This window comes from Hominisplanchenecus sp. (assembly GCF_046967715.1).
Classification (GTDB): Bacteria; Bacillota; Clostridia; order Lachnospirales; family Lachnospiraceae; genus Hominisplanchenecus; species Hominisplanchenecus faecis.
Window position 1 is genome coordinate 1 of record NZ_JBKVNQ010000048.1, and the last position, 20,962, is coordinate 20,962.

Here is a 20,962-nt window from a genome sequence, read left to right on the forward strand (position 1 = left end):
AGGACAAACCGGATCAGACGGGTTCTGTCGAGTACAAAGATCGAGGCATCCATAAACAGATGGGCGAGCAGTGTGCTGACGATCACGCCGTTTGAAGTCAGCAGAAAACCGACGTGGAAGCCAAACCAGCAGACAAAGCCGGAATAGCAGCCCATCAGGATCAGCAGGTAGAGATTTTTCAACAGTTTTGAAATGGTGCTTATAAAATCTTCTGCCGTAAAATCAAAGTAGACGAATCGGCCGATCGCCAGAGAAACAAAATACAGGATCAGGGCGTCGTAGTTGGAATCGTCGTAAATAAATTTTATGTACATAAGAATTAAAATAATATAAAAGGACGACACCAGTCTTACGGAAGATTTCTGATCCGGCGGCAGATACTCAAGCGGAACTAAAAAACGATCCAGCCATCCGGTGAAAAATACTGACAGGATCAGAAAAAGCAACAGGATAAAATCCTGATATTTACTCCAGTAGAAAAATGCCTGAGGGATCCTTGCGTCAATGATATAGTAAAGGGAAAGAAACAGAAGAACCGAGGTACTGGAGAATGTCATTTCGTAAAAGCTTTCAATCATGCCGATCTCACGGAACCGGTGTCTTCTTGTGATCTCTGCCACATCGCATTCATCCAGCCCTTCATAGTTCAGCCGCCTGTGAACCTGAAGTTTGGCCGTGAACAGTACGATGGCAAGCACGGCGATCAGTCCGATCAGCGAAACCAGCAGAAAAATGCCGATATTCTTAAAATCAAAATAGTGAGAGACATAGTAACGAGTCATACAAACACCTTCTTTCAAAATAGCAGGGCAAGAATGCCGGAGGCATTCCTGAATTTATGTACCGCAACGCCATTGTAGTACGTTTTTTCTGAAAAATCCAGTGCTACCTGTATTTTACCGGAATGGATCCTGCTTTTTCATGACAGAAAAAAGTGATGTGAGGAAATTTTGCATGCGTGCAGGGACTGTAAACGTTGACATGATATAAGCAAAAGTTTATAATTATTTACTGCAAAGTATGTCGGAAACGGCATTAAGAAGGAGGAAATGCAGTGGCAGAACAGAAGAATGGACTGGAAGGTTATTTCGTGACAAAAGGCAGTAAAAAGCTCAGATATGGCTATACAACCGGATCCTGTGCAGCAGCAGCGGCAAAAGCGGCAACCTGGATGCTTCTGTCACAGAAAAAGATTGAAAAAATCGATCTTCTGACGCCACGCGGCATTTTATTACATCTGATGCCGCTGGATGTCTGCTTTGATGAACAGCAGGCTTCCTGTGCGATCCGGAAAGATGGCGGAGACGATCCGGATGCGACAGATGGGTTGCTGGTTTATGCAGTCGTATCAAAATGCGGAAAAACAAAGGAAGAGCAGATTTTTATTGACGGCGGAAAAGGTGTCGGGCGGATCACAAAGCCGGGGCTTGAGCAGCCGGTCGGAGCGGCAGCGATCAACCGTGTTCCCAGAGAGATGATCACGGAAGCAGTGCGTGAAGTATGTGAAATGTGTGAGTATACAGAAGGAATACAGGTCTGCATTTCCATACCGGGCGGCGAAGAAGTGGCAAAAAAAACGTTCAATCCAAGACTTGGGATCGAAGGTGGCTTGTCGGTGCTTGGCACAAGCGGAATTGTCGTGCCGATGAGTGAAAAGGCTCTGATTGCCAGCATCCGTCTGGAGATGGAGATGAAGCGAAAAAACGGTGCCAAGTATCTGCTTCTGACACCTGGTAATTACGGTGCCGATTTTGTGAAAGAAAACACAAAGCTTGATGTGGAAAGCTCGATGAAGTGCAGCAATTATGTCGGTGAGACGCTGGATATGGCAGTGGAATTAGGATTTCTGGGCGTGCTGTTTGTGGCACACATCGGGAAATTCGTCAAGGTTTCCGGTGGCATTATGAACACGCATTCCAGACATTCAGATGCAAGGGCAGAGCTGATGTGTGCACATGCCCTGCGATCCGGAGCTGATCTTGAGACGGCAAAAGCGATCCTTGAGACCATCACTACAGAAGAAGCCATGGAGATTATCAGGATGCACGGACTTCAGGATGCGGTGATGGAGCAGATGGCAGAAAAGGTGCATCAGTATATGCAGCACCGGGTAGAGGGTGCAATCCAGACAGAGGCGATTCTCTTTTCCAACCGTTTTGGCTATCTTGGTGAGACAAAAGGAGCCGAAAAACTTGCCGAAAAATTCAAATATGACTTATAAAATAATATGATTAAGTGTCAGAAGACGAAAGTGTGATTGTGCTTAAACAAATGAGCACTTTAGACTTATTGACACGCTGAACACTGAAAACGTATTAAATGGAAAAACAGAAGGAGTATACGCAACAATGAATACAGGTACCTTATATGGCGTCGGGATCGGACCGGGAGATCCGAAACTGATGACCTTCCGGGCAGCGGAACTGATCCGTGACAATGAGATCATTGCCCTGCCCGGAGAAAAAGCAGAAGAAACCGTGGCATACCAGATCGCCGTGCAGACAGTAGAAGAATTAAAACAGAAAACGTTTCTGGAACTGCCGATGCCGATGACAAAAGACAGGGAATTGTTGGAAAAAAGTCATGAAGAGGCGGCAGACCGCGTGGAGGAGTGTCTGCAAAAAGGACAGAATGTAGTATTTTTAACACTTGGAGATCCGACTGTGTATTCCACTTATCTTTATGTACATAAACGGATTGCACAGCGTGGTTACAGGACGGAACTGACAAGCGGGATCACTTCATTTTGTGCAGTAGCGGCAAAGCTCAATATCGGTCTTGTAGAAAAGGCAGAAGAGCTTCATGTGATACCGGCATCCTATCAGATCGAAGATGCCCTGAAATTGCCCGGAACAAAAGTCCTGATGAAAGCAGGAAGAAAGATCGGACAGGTGAAAGAGCTTCTGAAAAAAGCCGGTATGCAGGCGATGATGATCGAAAACTGCGGTATGGAAAATGAAAAAATTTATCAAACGGTGGATGAGATTCCGGAAAATGCCGGATATTATTCGCTTATTATCGTAAAGGAGAATTAGTATGATACATTTTGTCGGAGCCGGTTCCGGAGCGGCAGATCTGATCACTGTTCGAGGCAGGAAATTTCTGGAAGAAGCGGACGTGATCATCTATGCCGGTTCTCTGGTCAATCCGGAGCTTTTAAATTATGCAAAAGAGGCGTGCAAGATTTATGACAGTGCAAAGATGACGCTGGAGGAAGTATTGGATGTGATGCGTCAGGCAGAAAAAGACGGACAGACGACGGTGCGTCTGCATACCGGAGATCCGTGCATTTACGGTGCAATTCGTGAGCAGATGGATGTACTGGATGCAGAAAATATTTCTTATGACTATTGCCCAGGTGTCAGTTCCTTCTGTGGGGCAGCCTCTGCTTTAAATATGGAATACACGCTTCCGGGTGTATCACAGAGCGTGATCATCACACGCATGGCAGGCCGTACACCGGTGCCGGAAAAAGAAGAGATCGCTTCCTTTGCGGCACATCAGGCAACGATGGTAATCTTTTTAAGCACCGGTATGGCAGAAAAATTATCCAAGCGTCTGATTGCAGGAGGTTATTCGGAAAATACGCCGGCAGCGATTGTCTATAAAGCAACCTGGGAAGATGAGAAAGCGGTGATCTGCACCGTAGGAACATTAGCAAAGGCAGCAGAAGAAAACAACATCACGAAGACTGCACTGATGATCATCGGAGATGCGGTAACGCACAGCCATTATGAACGTTCGGAGCTTTACAATCCGGCCTTTACAACAGAATTTCGTCAGGCAACGAAAGAGAGATGACAGGAAAATGGGACAGAAACTTGGGATCGTCAGTTTTACGGAGCATGGCAGTCAGTTAAATGAGCGGCTGCGGGAAATGCTGGAGCGTTCCGGATATGTATGCGAGTCCTATGCAGCGGAAAAATATGCAGGAAAATATCATCTGTTTCCACTGAAGGTTTCCGCAAAAGCGTGGACAGAAAAAATGTTCCAAAGCATGGATGCTTTGCTTTTTATCGGTGCGTGCGGCATTGCGGTGCGGAGCATAGCACCTTATCTTCAGGGAAAAGACAAAGATCCGGCCGTGGTTGTTCTCGATGTGTGGGGGATTTTTGCGATTTCCCTGCTTTCCGGGCATCTGGGCGGGGCAAATGAGCTGACAGCGGTGCTCGCAAATCTGACCGGTGCGATTCCGGTCATTACGACAGCAACCGATATCAACGGACGTTTTGCGGTCGATGTGTTTGCAAAAAAGCAGAATCTGTGGATCTCAGATCTGAAAGCGGCAAAAGCAGTTTCTGCGGCGGTGCTCGATGAAGAGCCGGTCGGATTTTTCAGTGAATTTCCGGTGACAGGCGAAATCCCATGCGAACTGCAAAGACTTGCGGATGGAGAGCGATTTGAGGGAAACTGCGGTATGGTGCTTTCCTTGAACGAAGAAAAGAACCCGTTTGCCGTGACGTTGCACCTGATCCCACGGATCGTAAGCCTTGGGATCGGCTGCAAAAAAGGTACACCGCAGGAGACGGTCGAGCAGGAAGTTTTAAAAGCACTGCAAAGCTGTCATGTGTCGATACACAGCATTTTTGCGGCAGCCAGCATTGATCTGAAAAAAGAAGAAGCGGGAATCCTTGCGTTCTGTGAAAAGCATGCGATTCCATTTTGTACTTATACGAAAGAAGAACTGATGGATCTCGAAGGAGATTTCACGGCATCAGCATTTGTAAAAGAGACAACCGGTGTGGACTGTGTCTGTGAACGAAGTGCCATTCTTGCAGGAGGCGGTGCAGAGCTGCTTCTGAAAAAGCGGGCGGCAAACGGCGTGACCGTCGCACTGGCTCTCAAAGATTGGAGTGTGGATTTTGGATAATAAGATATATGTGGTAGGAATTGGACCAGGAGCTTATGAGCAGATGACGATGCGGGCGGCAGAAGCACTTCGCAGGTGTGATGTGATCGTGGGCTATACCGTTTATGTGGAGCTTGTAAAGGAACATTTTGCAAACAAACGTTTCCTGACAACGCCGATGAAAAAAGAGATCGAACGCTGCCGTCTGGCATTTGAAGAAGCAAACAAAGGTTATACCGTTGCGATGATCTGCAGCGGCGATGCCGGAGTCTATGGCATGTCCGGTCTGATGCTGGAGATCGGTCAGGAGTATCCGCATGTGGAAGTGGAAGTGATCCCGGGTGTGACGGCGGCAAATGGCGGGGCAGCTGTGCTTGGAGCACCATTGATCCACGATTTCGCAGTGATCAGTTTAAGTGATCTGCTGACACCGTGGGAAAAGATTGAAAAACGTTTGCTCTGTGCAAGCGAAGCGGATTTTGTGATTTGCCTTTACAATCCATCCAGCAAAAAACGTCACGACTATCTGCAGAAGGCCTGTGATCTGATGATGAGAAGCAAAGATCCGGATACCGTGTGCGGAACGGTTTCCAATATCGGGCGTGAGGGAGAAACGTTTCGTGTGATGACGTTAAAAGAGCTGCGGGATACCAGGGTGGATATGTTTACAACGGTTTATATCGGAAATTCTCAGACCAAAATGCTGAATGGGAAAATGGTCACACCAAGAGGTTATATCCATGGATAAGATTTTATTGTTTGCCGGGACGACAGAAGGGCGAAATCTGGCAGAATTTCTGGAGAAAAATCAGATACCGACGGAAGTTTGTGTGGCAACGCAGTATGGAGAGACGCTCTTAGAAGAAGGGAAGTATCTTCATGTCCACGCCGGAAGACTGGACGAAACAGAGATGGAGCAGCAGATCCAAAAGCAGCAGATCACGCTGGTCATAGATGCGACGCATCCGTATGCGGTGATCGTATCTCAAAATATCCGCAGGGCATGCAGCCGGACGGGAACAGAGTACATCCGTCTTGCGAGAAAAGAGACGGACGCTTCCTGGAAACAGGAGATGGAGGATGTCACAGAAGTTGCAAGCGTGGCAGAAGCGGCAGCTTTTCTTGCAAAAAAAGAGGGGCGGATCTTTGCGGCGACCGGAAGCAAAGAGCTTTCTGCCTATCAGGTGATCCCGGATTATCAGGACCGGGTGGTGGCAAGAGTGCTTTCCACCCCGGAGGCAGTATCGGAGTGTGCCATGCTGGGATTTTCCGGGAAGAATCTGATCTGTATGCAGGGACCGTTTACGGAAGATCTGAATGTGGCGATGCTCAGGCAGGCACAGGCTTCATGGATGGTGACAAAAGAATCCGGAAAAGCCGGAGGTTTTCTGGAAAAGTTGCGTGCGGCAAAAAAAGCAGGAGCAAAGCTGGTCGTCATAAAACGACCGGGGGAGCGATCCGAAGAAATTGCGGAAGATCAAAAGGAAGAAAATTTATATGCAATATGTGATGAAGGACAGATCCGAAGCCTTCTTGGCAAACGGCTTGGCATTTGTCCGAAACGACAGCTGTATCTGGTCGGGATTGGCATGGGAAATGAAAAGAACCGCACCGTGGAGGCAGAACAGATCTGTCAGTCGGCGGATCTTCTGATCGGTGCCAGAAGAATGCTGCAATCTGTGAAAACAGAAGGAAAGGCAGTCTTTGAATCTTATAAACCGTACGAGATTGCCGCTTATCTGGCAGAACATCCGCAGTATGAGACGGCAGCGGTACTCTTATCCGGAGATATCGGTTTTTACAGCGGAGCAAAAAAACTGTACGATGCGATTGAACGCACGGAAGGACTGGAACAGATGGAAATTTACCCGGTCAGCGGCATTTCTTCGGTGGTCTATTTCTGCGGAAAACTGGGCGTTTCCTGGGAGGATGTCCATCTTTTGAGCCTGCATGGCAGAAAACAGAATCTGATCGATGCAGTCAAATATCATGAGAAAGTATTTGTATTATGTGGTGAAAAAGACGGAATTCCCAAAATCTGCTGTAAACTGAAAGAATATGGTCTTGGCGATGTGAAGGTTGCAGTCGGGACTGATCTGTCCTATGAACAGGAGCGGATCGTACAGGGAACAGCAGAAAGCCTTATGAAAGAGGATTTTGCACCGCTTAGTGTGCTTTTGATCTGCAATCCGGATGTGAAAAAACGCATTGGTCACGGACTGGATGACGATCTGTTTCTGCGTGGGAAAGTCCCGATGACAAAAAGCGAAGTGCGGAGCATTTCGCTGTCAAAATTAAGACTGCACAAAGATGCTGTTGTCTGGGATGTCGGAGCCGGAACCGGTTCGGTTTCCATTGAGGCGGCAAGTCTTGCAAAAGACGGCGTTGTCTATGCGATTGAAAAGAAAGACGAAGCCATTGATCTGCTGGAGCAGAATAAACGAAAATTCGGAACAGACAATCTTGAGATCATCAAAGGATTGGCTCCGGAGGCATTAGAGGGGCTGCCGGCACCGACACATGCTTTTATAGGAGGTTCTTCTGGAAATTTAAAAGAAATCCTGGAAGTTTTGCTGGAACAGAACCCAAGGGTGCGTGTTGTCATCAATGCGATTGCCCTGGAGACGGTAGCAGAAGCGATGCAGTGCCTGAAGAGCATGGCGTTTACCGATGTGGATATCGCACAGGTATCGGTGGCAAAGGGAAAGAAACTGGGCTCTTATGAGATGATGATGGGGCAGAATCCGGTTTATATTTTCTCCTGCACAGGAGGTGAAACAGCATGAAACAGCCAAGATTTATGCTTGCAGCACCGTCAAGCGGAAGCGGAAAGACGATGATCACCTGCGGGATATTGCAAATATTAAAAAACAGAGGATATCGTGTCTCTTCCTTTAAATGCGGACCGGATTACATTGATCCGATGTTTCACACAAAAGTGCTCGGTACCATCTCCAGGAATCTGGATACTTTTTTTACCGGAGAAGAGATGACACGCTGTCTGTTTGCAAAAACGGCACAGCAGACCGATCTTTCCGTGATCGAGGGTGTGATGGGCTATTACGACGGACTTGGCGGCATCCGCACAAAGGCAAGTTCCTATGATCTTGCCAGGGTCACCGACACGCCGGTCATTCTGATCGTCAATGCCAAAGGCATGAGCCTGTCCATCCTTGCCCAGATCAAAGGCTTTCTGGATTATCAGAAAGACAGTAAAATAAAAGGCGTGATCTTAAATCAGACTTCTGAGATGACCTGCCGCATGCTGACACCGAAGATCGAATCGGAACTGGGAATCTGTGTGTTTGGATATGTCCCGAAAATTGCAGACTGGCATCTGGAGAGTCGTCATCTCGGGCTGGTACTCCCGGACGAGATCAGCGATTTAAGAGAGCAGATGCAGCGTCTGGCGGATATTCTGGAGAAAACGCTGGATATTGAAAGCATTTTGCAGATGGCGGAAGGTGCGAAAGAGATGGAGGACGATATGCCGAAATCCCTGAAACAGCTTTTTGCAGATCCGCACGTTCAGAAGATACGCACTCAGAGACCACAGATCGCAGTGGCAAAAGATGAGGCATTCTGCTTTCTGTATGAAGACAACCTGAAGCTTTTGGAAGAACTGGGGGCAGAGATCACATTCTTTTCGCCGCTCCATAATGCGAAAGTGCCGGAAAACGCAGATGGACTTTTGTTGCCGGGAGGTTATCCGGAATTGTTTGCAGCAGGGCTTTCCGAAAACAGCGAAATGCTTGCATCGATCCGCTCCTGTGAAAAAAAAGCGATTCCGATCCTGGCAGAGTGCGGCGGTTTTATGTACCTTCATCAGGAAATGCAGGACATGGAAGGAAAGACATATCCGATGGCAGGCGTGATAAACGCAGTTGCGTACCGCACCGAAAAGCTGGGAAGATTTGGATATATCACACTGGATCTGAACGAAGAACAGGCAGAGGCAAGAAACATATGGCAGCAGGGATTTCCGGTGCGTGCCCATGAATTCCACTATTTTGACAGCACCGATCCGGGAAGTGCCTGTCTGGCAAAAAAACCGGCCGGGAAAAGAAGCTGGAGCTGCAGTTATGCAAAAGATGGCAGTCTGATGGGATTTCCGCACCTATATTATTATTCCAATCCGATGTTCGCATTTCGGTTCCTGGAAAATTGTATGGCAAAAAAACTGGAAAGGGAAAAAGTATCATGATATATGGAAGAGAAGGGATGATGGCACTTTTGCTCGGTGTGTTTCTTGATCTGTTGATCGGTGATCCGCACTGCTTTTATCATCCGATCCGGCTGGTCGGCAATCTGATCTCCGTTACGGAAAAAGGGCTTCGGGCGGTTTTTCCAAAGACAGGACAGGGCGAAAAAACAGCCGGTGTATTTCTGTCAGTGATCGTCTGCAGCGTAACAGCCGGAGCGGTGGCAGCTGTGCTGTATCTGGCCGGAAAAATCCATCCGTATCTGCATCTGGCTGTGATGGCATTGTTCTGCTACTGGATGCTGGCGGCAAAATCTCTGAAAGATGAGAGTATGAAGGTTTATAGAGAACTGAAAAAAGAAGATTTAAAGGCAGCACGCCGTGCTGTTTCCATGATTGTTGGCAGAGATACGGATCAGCTGACGGCAGAAGGTGTAACAAAAGCAGCAGTAGAGACAGTGGCAGAAAATGCCTCAGATGGAGTGATGGCACCGCTTCTGTATCTGGCAGTTGGCGGGCCTGTACTCGGAGCTTTTTATAAGGCAGTCAACACGATGGATTCTATGGTCGGATATAAGAATGAGAAATATCTGTATTTCGGTCGTTTTGCAGCAAAGGTGGACGATGTACTCAATTACATTCCGGCAAGACTGTCTGCTCTTTTTATGGTGGCGGCAGCAGGACTTACCGGTCTGTCAGCAAAAAATGCCTGGAAGATCTTCAAACGAGACCGCTATAACCATGCCAGCCCGAATTCGGCACAGACGGAGGCAGCCATGGCAGGGGCACTCGGCGTGCAGCTTGCCGGAGATGCCTGGTATTTTGGAACTTTATATAAAAAGAAAACGATCGGAGATGCACTGCGTCCCGTGGAATGTGAGGATATCAGAAGAGCAAACAGGCTGATGTATGCGTCTGCAGGGCTGCTTCTTATCGTTGTTATGCTTCTTTATTGCAGCTTTAACATACTCACATTGTTATGATGCCAGGAAGGGAACATACCATGAACAACAAGCGTCACAAACATGGCGGAGATATTTATTCAGAGGCCTGCACTCTGGATTATTCCGCAAATATCAATCCACTCGGACCGCCCTCTTCTGTAATTGAGGCGGTTTATCGGAGCATGGAACAGATTGTAAATTATCCGGATGTACAGTGCCGGAAGCTCTGCCATGCGATCGCAGAACATGAATATGTAAAAGAAGAGCAGGTGATCTGTACAAATGGTGCGTCTGAGCTGCTCTATGCTTTTGCAGCGGCCTTAAAACCGAAAAAAGCACTGCTTCTGGAGCCGGGATTTGCGGAGTATGAGGCTGCACTTTCGGCAGTCGGATGCGAGATTTTTTATTATCCTTTGGGGGAAGAGAAGGGCTATGCACTGGATCTTGCTTATCTGGAAGCACTTTCAGATGATCTGGATATGATTATTTTGTGCAATCCAAACAATCCTACCGGTGTTCTGATACAGCAGCCGCTTCTGGTGCGGATCGCAGAGAAATGTGAAAAGTATGGGATACATTTTCTGCTGGATGAATGTTTCCACGAATTTCTGATGGCACCGACAGTTACAGCATGCGAACGTTTCTGGAGCGTTTTCCGCATCTGTTTCTTGTGGATGCCTTTACGAAAATTTATGCCATACCGGGGCTGCGTCTTGGCTATGGTTTAAGTGCAGATGCAGATCTTATGGAAAAAATCCGGGATGTCATACAGCCATGGAGCGTTTCCATACCGGCACAGGAGGCAGGCATTGCGGCACTTTCGGAAGATACTTACGTACATAATACACGCTGGCTGATTCGGGAAGAACGCAAATACCTGGCAAGGGCACTGCATCTTCTGGAGATGGAGACATTTGATTCTCAGGCAAATTATCTGTTTTTCAAAGGCCCGGAAGATCTGGAAGAGCAGTGCCAAAAAAGAGGGCTTCTGATCCGCGACTGCAGCAATTACCGGGGGCTTTCAAAAGGGTATTTCCGCATTGCAGTGCGGACAAGAGAAGAGAACGATCAGCTGATTAAAATATTTCAGGATATTATCCGGGAGAAACAAAAAGAAAGTGGGGCGATATACGGATGGCGAAAGTAATCATGGTACAAGGAACGATGTCAAATGCAGGAAAAAGTCTGCTGGCAGCCGGGCTTTGCCGCATTTTTGCACAGGATGGCTACAAAGTAGCTCCTTTTAAATCACAAAATATGGCACTGAACTCCTTTATCACCGAAGAAGGTCTGGAGATGGGGCGTGCACAGGTCATGCAGGCAGAGGCAGCCGGCATCAAACCAAGTGTTTATATGAATCCGATTCTTTTAAAACCGACAAACGATGTCGGATCGCAGGTGATCGTAAACGGAGAAGTGCTTGGGACGATGAGTGCGAGAGATTATTTCCGTTATAAAAAGAAACTGGTGCCAGATATCCTGAAGGCTTTTCATAAGTTATCAGAAGAATACGATATCATTGTGATCGAAGGTGCGGGAAGTCCGGCAGAAATCAACCTGAAATCCGAGGACATTGTAAATATGGGCATGGCAAAGATGGCACATGCACCGGTGCTTCTGGTCGGAGATATTGATCGCGGCGGCGTATTTGCACAGCTGGTCGGAACGGTGGAGTTGCTTGAAAAAGAAGAGCGTGCTCGCATCAAAGGTCTTATTATCAACAAATTTCGCGGGGATAAAAGCATTCTCGATCCGGGCATTGAAATGCTGGAAGAGCGTGTGGGGATTCCGGTAGTCGGAGTTACGCCGTATCTGCACATTGAAGTGGAGGACGAGGACAGCCTGACCGAACGTTTCTGCGGGAACCAGGAAGTGGCTGCGATCGATCTTGCAGTGATCCGCCTCCCGCGGATTTCCAATTTTACCGATTTCAATCCGTTTGAAAGCATGGAGGGTGTCTCACTGCGTTATGTGACTTCCGTTTCCGAACTGAAAAATCCGGATATGATCCTGCTTCCGGGAACAAAAAATACCATGGAAGATTTAAAATGGCTGAGGCAGAGCGGACTGGAAAATGCCATCTGCAAAGCGACGGCAGAGGGAAAGATCATTTTCGGGATCTGCGGTGGTTATCAGATGCTTGGAAAAACCTTAAAAGATCCGCATGGCGTGGAGGCCGGAGGTGAGATGAAAGGCATCGGGCTTTTGGATACGGACACGGTATTTACCGAGAAAAAGACCAGGACAAGAGTAACCGGAAGATTCAAAAAGGTTGGCGGAATATTGCAAAATCTAAGTGATATGGAAATGGAAGGTTATGAAATCCATATGGGCAGCACGACATTGGGAGAACAGACAGCTGCTTTTACAGAAATCACAAGCTTTGCCGGAGAAGAGAAAGGTGCGGCAAAAGCAGATGGCGTCTGTCATGGAAATGTTTATGGAACATATGTACATGGAATTTTTGAAAAAGAAGAAGTAGTAAAAGCGATCGTAACAGCCATCGGAGAAGCCAAAGGACTGGATATGACACAGATCGCAGGCGTGGATTTTGCAAAATTCAAAGAAATCCAGTACAATATTCTTGCAGATGCACTTCGCAAACATATGGATATTTCGCGTATTTATGAAATTATGGAAGAGGGGACAGATGATGAAGATTGAACTGGAAAATGTACTTCCGCGGGAAATTGAAAAACGCAGTTTTGAACTGATCACAGAAGAACTTGGGGAGAGAACCTTTCCGGAAGAACAAGAACCGATCATCAAACGCTGCATTCACACTAGTGCAGATTTTGATTATGCAGATAATCTCTGTTTTTCCGAAGGTGTTGTTGAAAAAGCAAAAGAAGCGATCCGAAACGGAGCCTGCATTGTGACCGATACGCAGATGGCAAAATCCGGAATCAATAAGAAAAAACTGGCAGCATACGGCGGAGAAGTCTTCTGCTTTATGTCAGATGAAGATGTGGCAGAGACAGCAAAGAAAAACGGGACGACAAGAGCAACTGCCTGTATGGACAAGGCGGCAGCCATGAACAGACCGCTGATTTTTGCAATCGGCAATGCACCGACTGCCCTGATCCGGCTTTATGAGCTGATCGAAGAGAAAAAGTTAAAACCAGAACTTGTGATCGGTGTTCCGGTCGGCTTTGTCAACGTCGTACAGTCAAAAGAACTGATCATGCAGGCAGATGTGCCGTATATTGTAGCAAGAGGACGCAAAGGAGGCAGCAACATCGCAGCCTGCATCTGTAATGCACTGCTTTATAATATGTGACAGAGTCATTTGCAGACGTTTTTTAAGAAAAAAGAAAAGGAACAGGAAAACAAAATGAAGAAGCAAAGAAAAAATAACACAGAAAAAATGAAAAATCAGAAGATATCGTGGCTTGCAAAGGCTGTTTATGCAGCGGCAGCTATTCTGGCTGTGGCACCGACAGCAAATGCCATGCATATTATGGAAGGATATCTGCCTCCGGCATTTTGTATTGCGTGGGGCATTGTCTGTTTGCCGTTTTTAGTATTTGGATTTCGATCGCTGAACAGGAGAGTGCAGGAAAACCGCAGATCCATTACACTGATCGCAATGGCAGGAGCTTTTGTATTTGTGCTGTCATCCCTGAAAATCCCTTCTGTGACCGGAAGCTGTTCCCATATGACAGGAACCGGTCTTGGTGCAATCCTGTTTGGACCATGTGCAGTGAGTGTACTTGGAATCATTGTTCTGATCTTCCAGGCAGTGTTGCTCGCCCATGGTGGACTGACAACACTTGGAGCAAACTGTTTTTCCATGGCGATTGCAGGTCCGATCCTGTCCTGGCTGATTTATAAGGGACTTTCAAAAACCAGGATCAACCGCCGTATCACGGTTTTTCTTGCCGCATCACTTGGAGATCTGTTTACCTATTGCGTAACCAGTGTGCAGCTTGCACTTGCCTATCCGTCTGCACAGGGTGGGGTAACAGCATCTGCTGTAAAATTTCTCGGTATATTTGCACCGACACAGCTTCCGCTGGCAGTGATCGAAGGAATTCTTACCGTTGTTGTTGTGATCGCACTGGAGAGTTTTGCAAAAAGTGAACTAAAAGCGATTGATTTTGAGATCGAGGAGGAAAAAGAATGAGTGCGAAGAATAAAAAAACAATCCTTCTTCTGTTAGTTGTAGCTGTGCTGCTCGCAGTTGTTCCGTTCTTTGCAAAAAAAGGAGCAGAATTTGGCGGTTCCGATGATGCGGGCAGTGTTATGGTAGAAGAAATCAAAGGAGAAGCTTATGAACCATGGTTTACTCCGGTTATAGAAAGTCTTACAGGAAGTGAACTGCCTGGAGAAATTGAAAGTCTGATCTTCTGTGTACAGACCGGGATCGGAGTTGGTGTGATCGCATTTCTGATGGGAAGATTTTATGAACGGAAGAAATGGGAAGATAAAGAGGAAGAAAAAAAATAAGAAAACAAAACTGCCGTACGGATTCAAACTGTGCGGCAGTTTTTATTAAAAAGAATTTCTCTGTGCAAGATATGTATGAAATTCTGAAAAATCCCTGGGATAAAAAGATCCTTTCGGAAAAAGTCCATGTGCAGCCAGATCTTCGCAGACATCCAGCAAAAGCGGGCGTTTCAGATTAGCCTGTTTTAAGACAGAAATATTCTTAAAAACTTCAAGCGGCGTGCCGTCGGCAAGTATGCGGCCGTTGTCAAAAACAAGAATACGGTCTGCAAAGCGGTAGGCAAAATCCACGTCGTGCGTGGAGAGCAGAAGTGTCTTTCCTTCTCGGCTTAACTTTTCAAGGACTTCTTCAAGCATGGCAGCATTCAGAGGATCTAAAGATGCAGTTGGTTCATCAAAAATAATAATTTCGGATTTCATGGCAATAATGTCTGCAATCGATACCCGTTTTTTCTCGCCTCCGCTCAGATAATGGGGAGGGCGGTCTTTAAATTGTGAGATGTTCATATAATTTAACGCAGTATTTACACGTTCTTCGACTTCCGAACGAGGCAGCTTCAGGTTCATAGGACCAAAAGAGACTTCAGCGAGAACGGAAGAAGCAATGATCTGATTATCGGCATCTTGAAAGACAATACCGATATGCTGACGCAGTTTTTTCAGTGTTTTTCTGGTGATTTTTGTACCGCGGTATGAAATTTCGCCTTCGGCTGGAGTGAGCACTCCGTTTAGGTTCAGAAAAAATGTAGATTTTCCGGCTCCGTTGGAACCAAGTATGGCGATACGCTCACCTGCAAAGACAGAAAGACTGATCCCATCTAAAACCGTATGGTGTTCGTCATACGCAAAATGCAGATTTTTTACTTCAAGAATGGATTCTTTCATATTATCTCCTATCTTAAATTCATCTTATGAAAAGCCAAAGAACAACAAGAAACAGAAAAAAGGTTCCGGAAGCTATGATGTACGGAAGGGGCAGTTTCTTTTTCTCTTCCAGAAAACAAAGTGTTCCATCATAGCAGCGTGCTTCCATTGCATCATAATAGGCATTCGCTTTTTTCAGTGCAACGATAAAAAGATTGGCTGCAATCTGCCCGAAAGAATAACAGGAGGTTCTGAAATCGCAGAATCCAAGCCTTGCTTCCGCGGAAATCTGCATATTATGTTGTACCTCCAGCAGAATAAAAATGTAGCGGTAGATCATATGCATCAGTTCTGTAAAAAGAGAAGGGCAGTGAATCTTATGGAGAACCGAGAAAAGTTCGTGTGACGGTGTGGAAAGTGTCATTAGGAACATGCAGCTTACGGCACCGAACACTTTCAGCATCAGAAAAAACGCTTTCAGAATGCCGGCATACGTGACACAAAGGTAACAAAAAAACAGATTCAGGTAAAAATCGCCAGTCGGCTGTAAAGAGAGATCGACAGCGATGGCGATGCCGCCAAGTAGCACAAAAAAAACGGGAATCCCGAGCACGGAAAGATAATCATGCAAAGGAATACCGCCAAGAAAAACCGTGACGGAAGCAGCAAATAAGATCAACAAAACAGAGATAACCGGATGGTCTGCAAAAATACAGAACAGAAGCAGAAGCATGGAAAATCCAGCTTTGAATCCCGCACTGATATGCCGAAGCCTGGAATTACAGGCATAAGAATCAATAGCAATACCTCCGGTGTTATGATGATGCATATGCATAAAAAACTCCTTTACTGTGCTTCGCGGATATGCCGCAGGAAAATTTGGCGGATTCCTTCGTATTCACCAAGACCTTTTAAATGACAGAGAACCGGATAACCGGCCTGCTCAAACTGGGATTTCCAGGAATCAGCATCGTCTCCTGCCAGGTCATTGCGTGCATGGTCACCGGCAACGATCATAAACGGAGCCAGATGGACGCGGGACGGCTTCAGACTGCCGACCAGACGCAGCAGGGAGTCCATGGACGGGTAAGCTTCTACAGTTCCCATAAAAAGATTGTGGTAACCAAGATCTTTAAAGGTGTAGTCCAGTGCTGCATAGATCGCATTGGCATAATGCGGTGTTCCATGTCCCATGAAAACAAGTGCCTCGTCTTTTGGGATGCCGCCAAAAGCATCAGTCAGAACCTTGACGACTTCACGGCTGTCCTGCTCGGAAGTAAGCAGCGGGACACCGAAAGTGATCTTGGAAAAGGAATCTGAAAAAGCGAGAACATCCTCTTTCATAAGATCGTTCTCAATGCCGTTGATCACATGGGTTGGCTGAACTGTCACATCGGTAATGCCGTCACGCTGCATACGTTCCATGGCTTCTCGTACATTATCGATGTGTATACCGTCACGCTGTTTCAGCTTTTTAAGGATCATTTTGCTGGTCCAGGCACGGTAAATATGGTGATGAGGAAATGTCTGTGCGATATCCTGTTCAATACAGTCAATGGTTTTTTCTCTTGTATCGTGATAACTGGTGCCAAAGCTTACAACGAGGATCGCTTTGGTTGTTGGTGATTGATTCGTACACATAAATCTGATAAATCCTTTCTTTTTGAGCACAGCAGAAAAGTTTTCTGAGACTGTGCAGTAACTGCAGATCAAAAAACGAAATCGTATGAGTAAAAGAAGTGTAACATCCGCTATCTCAAAAGTCAATTCCGGAAGTAGATTTTTGTCGGGAATTGTGCTATGATTGACAGGATATTTACAGAATCTATTTTTCAAAGGAAGAACGTTATGGCAATACAAATGATAGGGATCGATCACAGCGTAGCTGCGATTGATATCCGGACGATTTTTTCATTTACCCAAAAAAAGACAGTGGAAGCACTGGAGATCATAAAACAGGAAAAAGGAATCTGTGGCTGTGTCCTGTTATCGACCTGTAACCGTATGGAACTCTGGGTCAGCACGGAAGAGGGGTGTGTGATCGCCCTTTATGAACTTCTGTGTAAGATACGGGCAATCCATAACGATGAGTATCAGAAATATTTTACGGAGCGAAAAGAAGAAGATGCCGTGCAGCATCTGTTCCGTCTTGCCTGCGGACTAGAATCCAGGATCTTAGGAGAAGATCAGATTCTGACACAGGTAAAGGGAGCACTTGTGACGGCAAGAGAGCATTATGCGGCGGACAATGTGCTGGAAGTGTTGTTTCGCATGGCGGTGACTGCCGGCAAGAAAGTGCGGACAAATGTGACGTTTTCCACAGGCAATCATTCGGTGATCCACCGGGCACTTCAGACACTTCGACAGGAAGGTCTGGAAGTAAAAGGCAAAAAATGTATGGTCATCGGAAACGGGGAGATGGGAAAACTTGCCGCAACCGTTCTGCAGCAGGAAGGTGCGGATGTGACCGTTACGGTGCGGCAGTACCGCAGTGGTGTCGTGCAGATCCCGCCGGGCTGCAGGCGTATTGACTATGGAAAACGCATGGGCCTGATCAGTTCCTGTGATTTTGTAGTCAGTGCCACGGCAAGCCCGAATTATACGCTCACAAAAGAAGGACTTCAGGCAGTTGATCTGGATCATGAACTGATCCTTGTAGATCTGGCGGTGCCGCGTGATATTGATCCGGAGGTGCAGAAACTGATGTACATCCGTTTTTATGATATCGACTATTTCAAAGTCGATGTTTTGAGCGAGAAAATGAAAGCTGGAATCAGAGAGGCAGAATCCATTCTGAAAGAGCAGATGGAAGAATTTTGCAACTGGTATCGATGCCTTGATGTGATACCGCGTATCGGAAAGATCAAAGAAGAAGTTGCGACAGATTTGGATCTGCGTCTGTATAAAATCCTGCATCAGCTTCCAATGGAAGTATTTGAAAAAGAAACACTGGAAAAACAGATCCATCGAGCGGCACAGAAAGTGACCAACAAAATGCTTTTTGAACTGCGAGGACGGATCAGCGATGCAGCATTTCGGGAGTGCATAGATGGACTGGAAGAGATTTATGCGTGCCAGGTTTCAAATGCGTTTGACTTTAATGAAAAAGGAGAATAAAAATATGACAGAGCATAACATTGTCATAGGAAGCAGAGGAAGCCGTCTGGCGGTGATCCAAAGTGAGATGGTCCGGGATTTTATCAGAGAGAAGAAACCGGGATGTCAGGTAGAAATCCTGACCATGAAAACGACCGGTGACAAAATCCTGGATCGCACGCTGGACAAAATAGGCGGCAAAGGTCTGTTTGTGAAGGAACTGGATAAAGCACTTCGGGATGGATGCAGCGATCTTTCCGTACACAGTCTGAAAGATATGCCGATGGAACTTTCCGAAGAGCTGCCGCTGCTTGCATTTTCCAAAAGAGAGGATCCAAGAGATGTGTTGGTGCTTCCGGAAGGAGCAGAAAAATGGGACAGAACGCTTCCGGTCGGATGTTCCAGCCAGAGACGGATGCTGCAGCTTAAAGAGTTGTATCCGGATGTAACCTTTCTTCCGGTGAGAGGAAATATCCAGACCAGGCTGCAGAAACTTCAGTCAGGAGCATACGGAGCACTGATCCTGGCAGCAGCAGGTTTAAAGCGGCTTGATCTAGAAAACCGCATTTATCGCTATTTTGAGCCGGATGAGATCATTCCGGCAGCAGGGCAGGGGATTCTGGCGGTTCAGGGAAGAAAAGGAGAAGATTATGCTTTTCTGAAAGCCTATAACGATCCGGCGGCACAGACAGCACAGGCAGCAGAGCGGGCTTTTGTAAAATATTTAAATGGCGGGTGCAGTTCACCGATCGCTGCCTATGCAGAAATGAAAAACGGAAAACTTCTGCTACGTGGCCTGTATTACCAGGAAGCAACCGGAATATATAAAAAAGGTCAGATCGAAGGAAATCCGGAAGATGCCGAAACAATGGGCATGTTGCTCGCAGAAGGGCTGAAAAAAGAATGTCATGCACAAAGCTGCACTGCTGTAAAAGAAGATGATATAAAACCGGGAAAAGTCTGGCTGGTAGGAGCAGGTCCTTCCGATCCGGGGTTGTTTACGTTGAAAGGAAAGCGTGTGCTTCAGAAGGCAGAAGTTGTTGTTTATGATGCACTGGCAGGTCAGGCTATTTTAAGTATGATCCCGGAGGATGCCGAAAAGATCAATGTCGGCAAGCGGGCAAGCCATCATCTGATGCCGCAGGAAGAGATCAACAAAATCCTTGTGAAAAAAGCACTGGAAGGCAAGAGGGTTGTGCGGTTAAAAGGCGGCGATCCGTTTCTGTTTGGCAGAGGCGGGGAGGAACTGGAGCTTTTAAAGGCACATCAGATACCGTATGAGGTTGTACCGGGTGTGACTTCTGCGATTGCAGTCCCTGCCTACAACGGGATTCCGGTCACGCACCGGGATTTCTGCTCTTCGGTACATATCATTACCGGGCATAAGAAAAAAGGCGATACCTATGATATTGATTTTGAGGCACTGGTAAGGACAAAGGGAACCCTGGTTTTTCTGATGGGAGTGACGGCACTTGCAGATATCTGCGATGGACTTTTAAAGGCGGGTATGCGTGCAGATATGCCTGCTGCCATTTTGCAGCAGGGAACCACGGCAGGACAGAAACGGATCAGTGCAACCGTTTCAACACTGCCGGAAGAGGTACAAAAGCAGGGGATTCAGACACCGGCCATCATCGTGGTTGGCGAAGTATGTGCTCTGGCCGATAGATTTGCATGGCATGAAGCACTGCCGCTTGCAGGACGTAAAATCCTGGTCACAAGACCAAAAGAACTGATTTCCCAAATGGCGGAAAAGCTTCGAAGAGAAGGGGCAGAAGTGCTGGAACTTCCGGCGATCAAAACAGAAGCGATTTCAGAAAATCAAAAACTGAAGCAAAGTATGGAAGCTATTCAAAGTTATGACTGGATCGTATTTACCAGCCCGACCGGAGTGAGAGTCTTTTTTGAAAAACTGGCAGAACATGAAGCGGATATCCGCAAACTTGCGGCGGCGAAATTTGCTGTTATAGGAAGCGGTTCTGAAAAGGAACTGAAAAAGCATGGTATTCTGGCAGATTTAAAACCGGAAATTTTTGACGGAGAACATCTGGGATCCAGCCTTGCCCGGGCCTGCACGGGGGGAGAGCGGATTTTGATACCGCGGGCAGAGACTGCAAATCAGGAACTGATACTGGAACTTCAGAAAGTACCGGATGTGCAGATCGATGATGTTCCAACCTACCGCACTCTGTACGAAAGCTCAGAACTGATCGATCAAAAGGCAGAATTTGAACAGGGAAAGATTGATTTTGCGGTCTTTACCAGTGCATCGACCGTGCGAGGGTTCGCACAGGCAGCCAAAGGGCTTGATTTTTCCCTTGTCCGGGCAGTATGCATCGGAAAACAGACGAAGCGGGCAGCAGATGAGCTTGGAATGCAAACTTGGATGTCTGAAAAAGCAACGATGGATAGCGTTCTGGATAAAGTAAAAGAGCTGTGCCGGAAGCAGTTTTAAATGTAGGAGGTAAAGAACAGCTTAACAAAACTTATAAAAGTATATAAACAACTGTTGAATTTTATAGGTTATTAGTATAGAATAATATTGAAAGGAAGTGATGC

18 protein-coding genes and 1 pseudogene are annotated in these 20,962 nt (G+C 46.6%); 15 read left to right on the forward strand and 4 right to left on the reverse strand.

What is annotated here, in order from left to right; translation table 11 throughout:
• Positions 1-782 (reverse strand): hypothetical protein (locus tag ACLTL4_RS08045; protein WP_173896571.1); only part of this gene is annotated, 782 nt, incomplete at its 3' end.
• Positions 783-1,054: 272 nt separating this feature from the next.
• On the opposite strand from ACLTL4_RS08045, the gene cbiD reads away from it, so the two are divergent.
• From cbiD to ACLTL4_RS08110, 13 genes and pseudogenes are all read left to right on the forward strand, one after another.
• The gene (gene cbiD / locus ACLTL4_RS08050; protein WP_412291420.1) at positions 1,055-2,221 is read left to right on the forward strand and encodes a cobalt-precorrin-5B (C(1))-methyltransferase CbiD; all 1,167 of its coding nucleotides are present in this window, start codon (positions 1,055-1,057) and stop codon (positions 2,219-2,221) included.
• A 127-nt stretch (positions 2,222-2,348) separates the two neighbouring features.
• Complete coding sequence (cobI, locus tag ACLTL4_RS08055) at positions 2,349-3,035, forward strand: precorrin-2 C(20)-methyltransferase (RefSeq protein ID WP_147632604.1); 687 nt, start codon at positions 2,349-2,351, stop codon at positions 3,033-3,035.
• Between the two features lies 1 nt (position 3,036).
• Positions 3,037-3,801 carry a precorrin-4 C(11)-methyltransferase gene (gene cobM / locus ACLTL4_RS08060; protein WP_022119104.1) on the forward strand — a complete coding sequence of 255 codons (765 nt, stop codon included), beginning with the start codon at positions 3,037-3,039 and terminating at the stop codon, positions 3,799-3,801.
• Positions 3,802-3,808: 7 nt separating this feature from the next.
• Positions 3,809-4,870 carry a cobalt-precorrin 5A hydrolase gene (locus ACLTL4_RS08065; RefSeq protein WP_412320396.1) on the forward strand — a complete coding sequence of 354 codons (1,062 nt, stop codon included), beginning with the start codon at positions 3,809-3,811 and terminating at the stop codon, positions 4,868-4,870.
• Positions 4,854-5,597, forward strand: a complete 744-nt coding sequence (gene cobJ / locus ACLTL4_RS08070) for a precorrin-3B C(17)-methyltransferase (RefSeq protein WP_412291421.1) — start codon at positions 4,854-4,856, stop codon at positions 5,595-5,597. The genes ACLTL4_RS08065 and cobJ overlap by 17 nt, the downstream gene beginning before the upstream one ends.
• A complete protein-coding gene (gene cobK, locus ACLTL4_RS08075; RefSeq protein ID WP_412291422.1) occupies positions 5,590-7,635 on the forward strand; it encodes a precorrin-6A reductase in 2,046 nt (681 codons plus the stop codon). The genes cobJ and cobK overlap by 8 nt, the downstream gene beginning before the upstream one ends.
• A complete protein-coding gene (locus ACLTL4_RS08080; protein ID WP_215660100.1) occupies positions 7,632-9,053 on the forward strand; it encodes a cobyrinate a,c-diamide synthase in 1,422 nt (473 codons plus the stop codon). The genes cobK and ACLTL4_RS08080 overlap by 4 nt, the downstream gene beginning before the upstream one ends.
• On the forward strand, positions 9,050-10,033 hold the full coding sequence (cbiB, locus tag ACLTL4_RS08085) for an adenosylcobinamide-phosphate synthase CbiB (RefSeq protein ID WP_173896577.1): 984 nt from the start codon (positions 9,050-9,052) through the stop codon (positions 10,031-10,033). The genes ACLTL4_RS08080 and cbiB overlap by 4 nt, the downstream gene beginning before the upstream one ends.
• 20 nt (positions 10,034-10,053) lie before the next feature.
• Positions 10,054-11,141 (forward strand): annotated as a pseudogene (locus ACLTL4_RS08090) (pyridoxal phosphate-dependent aminotransferase).
• Positions 11,129-12,658 carry a cobyric acid synthase gene (locus ACLTL4_RS08095; protein ID WP_022119097.1) on the forward strand — a complete coding sequence of 510 codons (1,530 nt, stop codon included), beginning with the start codon at positions 11,129-11,131 and terminating at the stop codon, positions 12,656-12,658. Before ACLTL4_RS08090 ends, ACLTL4_RS08095 begins: the two are co-directional and overlap by 13 nt.
• On the forward strand, positions 12,648-13,274 hold the full coding sequence (locus ACLTL4_RS08100) for a precorrin-8X methylmutase (RefSeq protein ID WP_173866126.1): 627 nt from the start codon (positions 12,648-12,650) through the stop codon (positions 13,272-13,274). Before ACLTL4_RS08095 ends, ACLTL4_RS08100 begins: the two co-directional genes overlap by 11 nt.
• Positions 13,275-13,361: 87 nt before the next feature.
• Positions 13,362-14,120, forward strand: coding sequence for an energy-coupling factor ABC transporter permease (locus ACLTL4_RS08105; RefSeq protein ID WP_173866125.1), 759 nt, complete (start codon positions 13,362-13,364; stop codon positions 14,118-14,120).
• Positions 14,117-14,443, forward strand: coding sequence for an energy-coupling factor ABC transporter substrate-binding protein (locus ACLTL4_RS08110; protein WP_173896578.1), 327 nt, complete (start codon positions 14,117-14,119; stop codon positions 14,441-14,443). The genes ACLTL4_RS08105 and ACLTL4_RS08110 overlap by 4 nt, the downstream gene beginning before the upstream one ends.
• Before the next feature lie 45 nt (positions 14,444-14,488).
• On the opposite strand, the gene ACLTL4_RS08115 is transcribed toward ACLTL4_RS08110, so the two are convergent.
• Genes ACLTL4_RS08115 through ACLTL4_RS08125 form a run of 3 tightly spaced genes read right to left on the reverse strand, consistent with a single transcriptional unit; the run spans position 14,489 to position 16,948 of the window.
• Complete coding sequence (locus tag ACLTL4_RS08115; RefSeq protein WP_022119093.1) at positions 14,489-15,328, reverse strand: energy-coupling factor ABC transporter ATP-binding protein; 840 nt, start codon at positions 15,326-15,328, stop codon at positions 14,489-14,491.
• A gap of 19 nt (positions 15,329-15,347) precedes the next feature.
• Positions 15,348-16,142, reverse strand: a complete 795-nt coding sequence (gene cbiQ / locus ACLTL4_RS08120; RefSeq protein WP_022119092.1) for a cobalt ECF transporter T component CbiQ — start codon at positions 16,140-16,142, stop codon at positions 15,348-15,350.
• 11 nt (positions 16,143-16,153) lie between these two features.
• Entirely contained in the window at positions 16,154-16,948 is a 795-nt protein-coding gene (locus ACLTL4_RS08125) for a sirohydrochlorin cobaltochelatase (protein WP_173896579.1), read from the reverse strand.
• A 207-nt stretch (positions 16,949-17,155) separates the two neighbouring features.
• Between ACLTL4_RS08125 and hemA the strand changes: the two genes are divergently transcribed.
• Together hemA and cobA are read left to right on the forward strand one after the other, a co-directional pair.
• Positions 17,156-18,424, forward strand: coding sequence for a glutamyl-tRNA reductase (gene hemA / locus ACLTL4_RS08130; protein WP_173896580.1), 1,269 nt, complete (start codon positions 17,156-17,158; stop codon positions 18,422-18,424).
• Positions 18,425-18,428: 4 nt separating this feature from the next.
• Positions 18,429-20,858 (forward strand): uroporphyrinogen-III C-methyltransferase, encoded by a 2,430-nt coding sequence (gene cobA, locus ACLTL4_RS08135; protein ID WP_173896581.1) that lies wholly within the window; start codon positions 18,429-18,431, stop codon positions 20,856-20,858.
• Positions 20,859-20,962 lie beyond the last annotated feature (104 nt).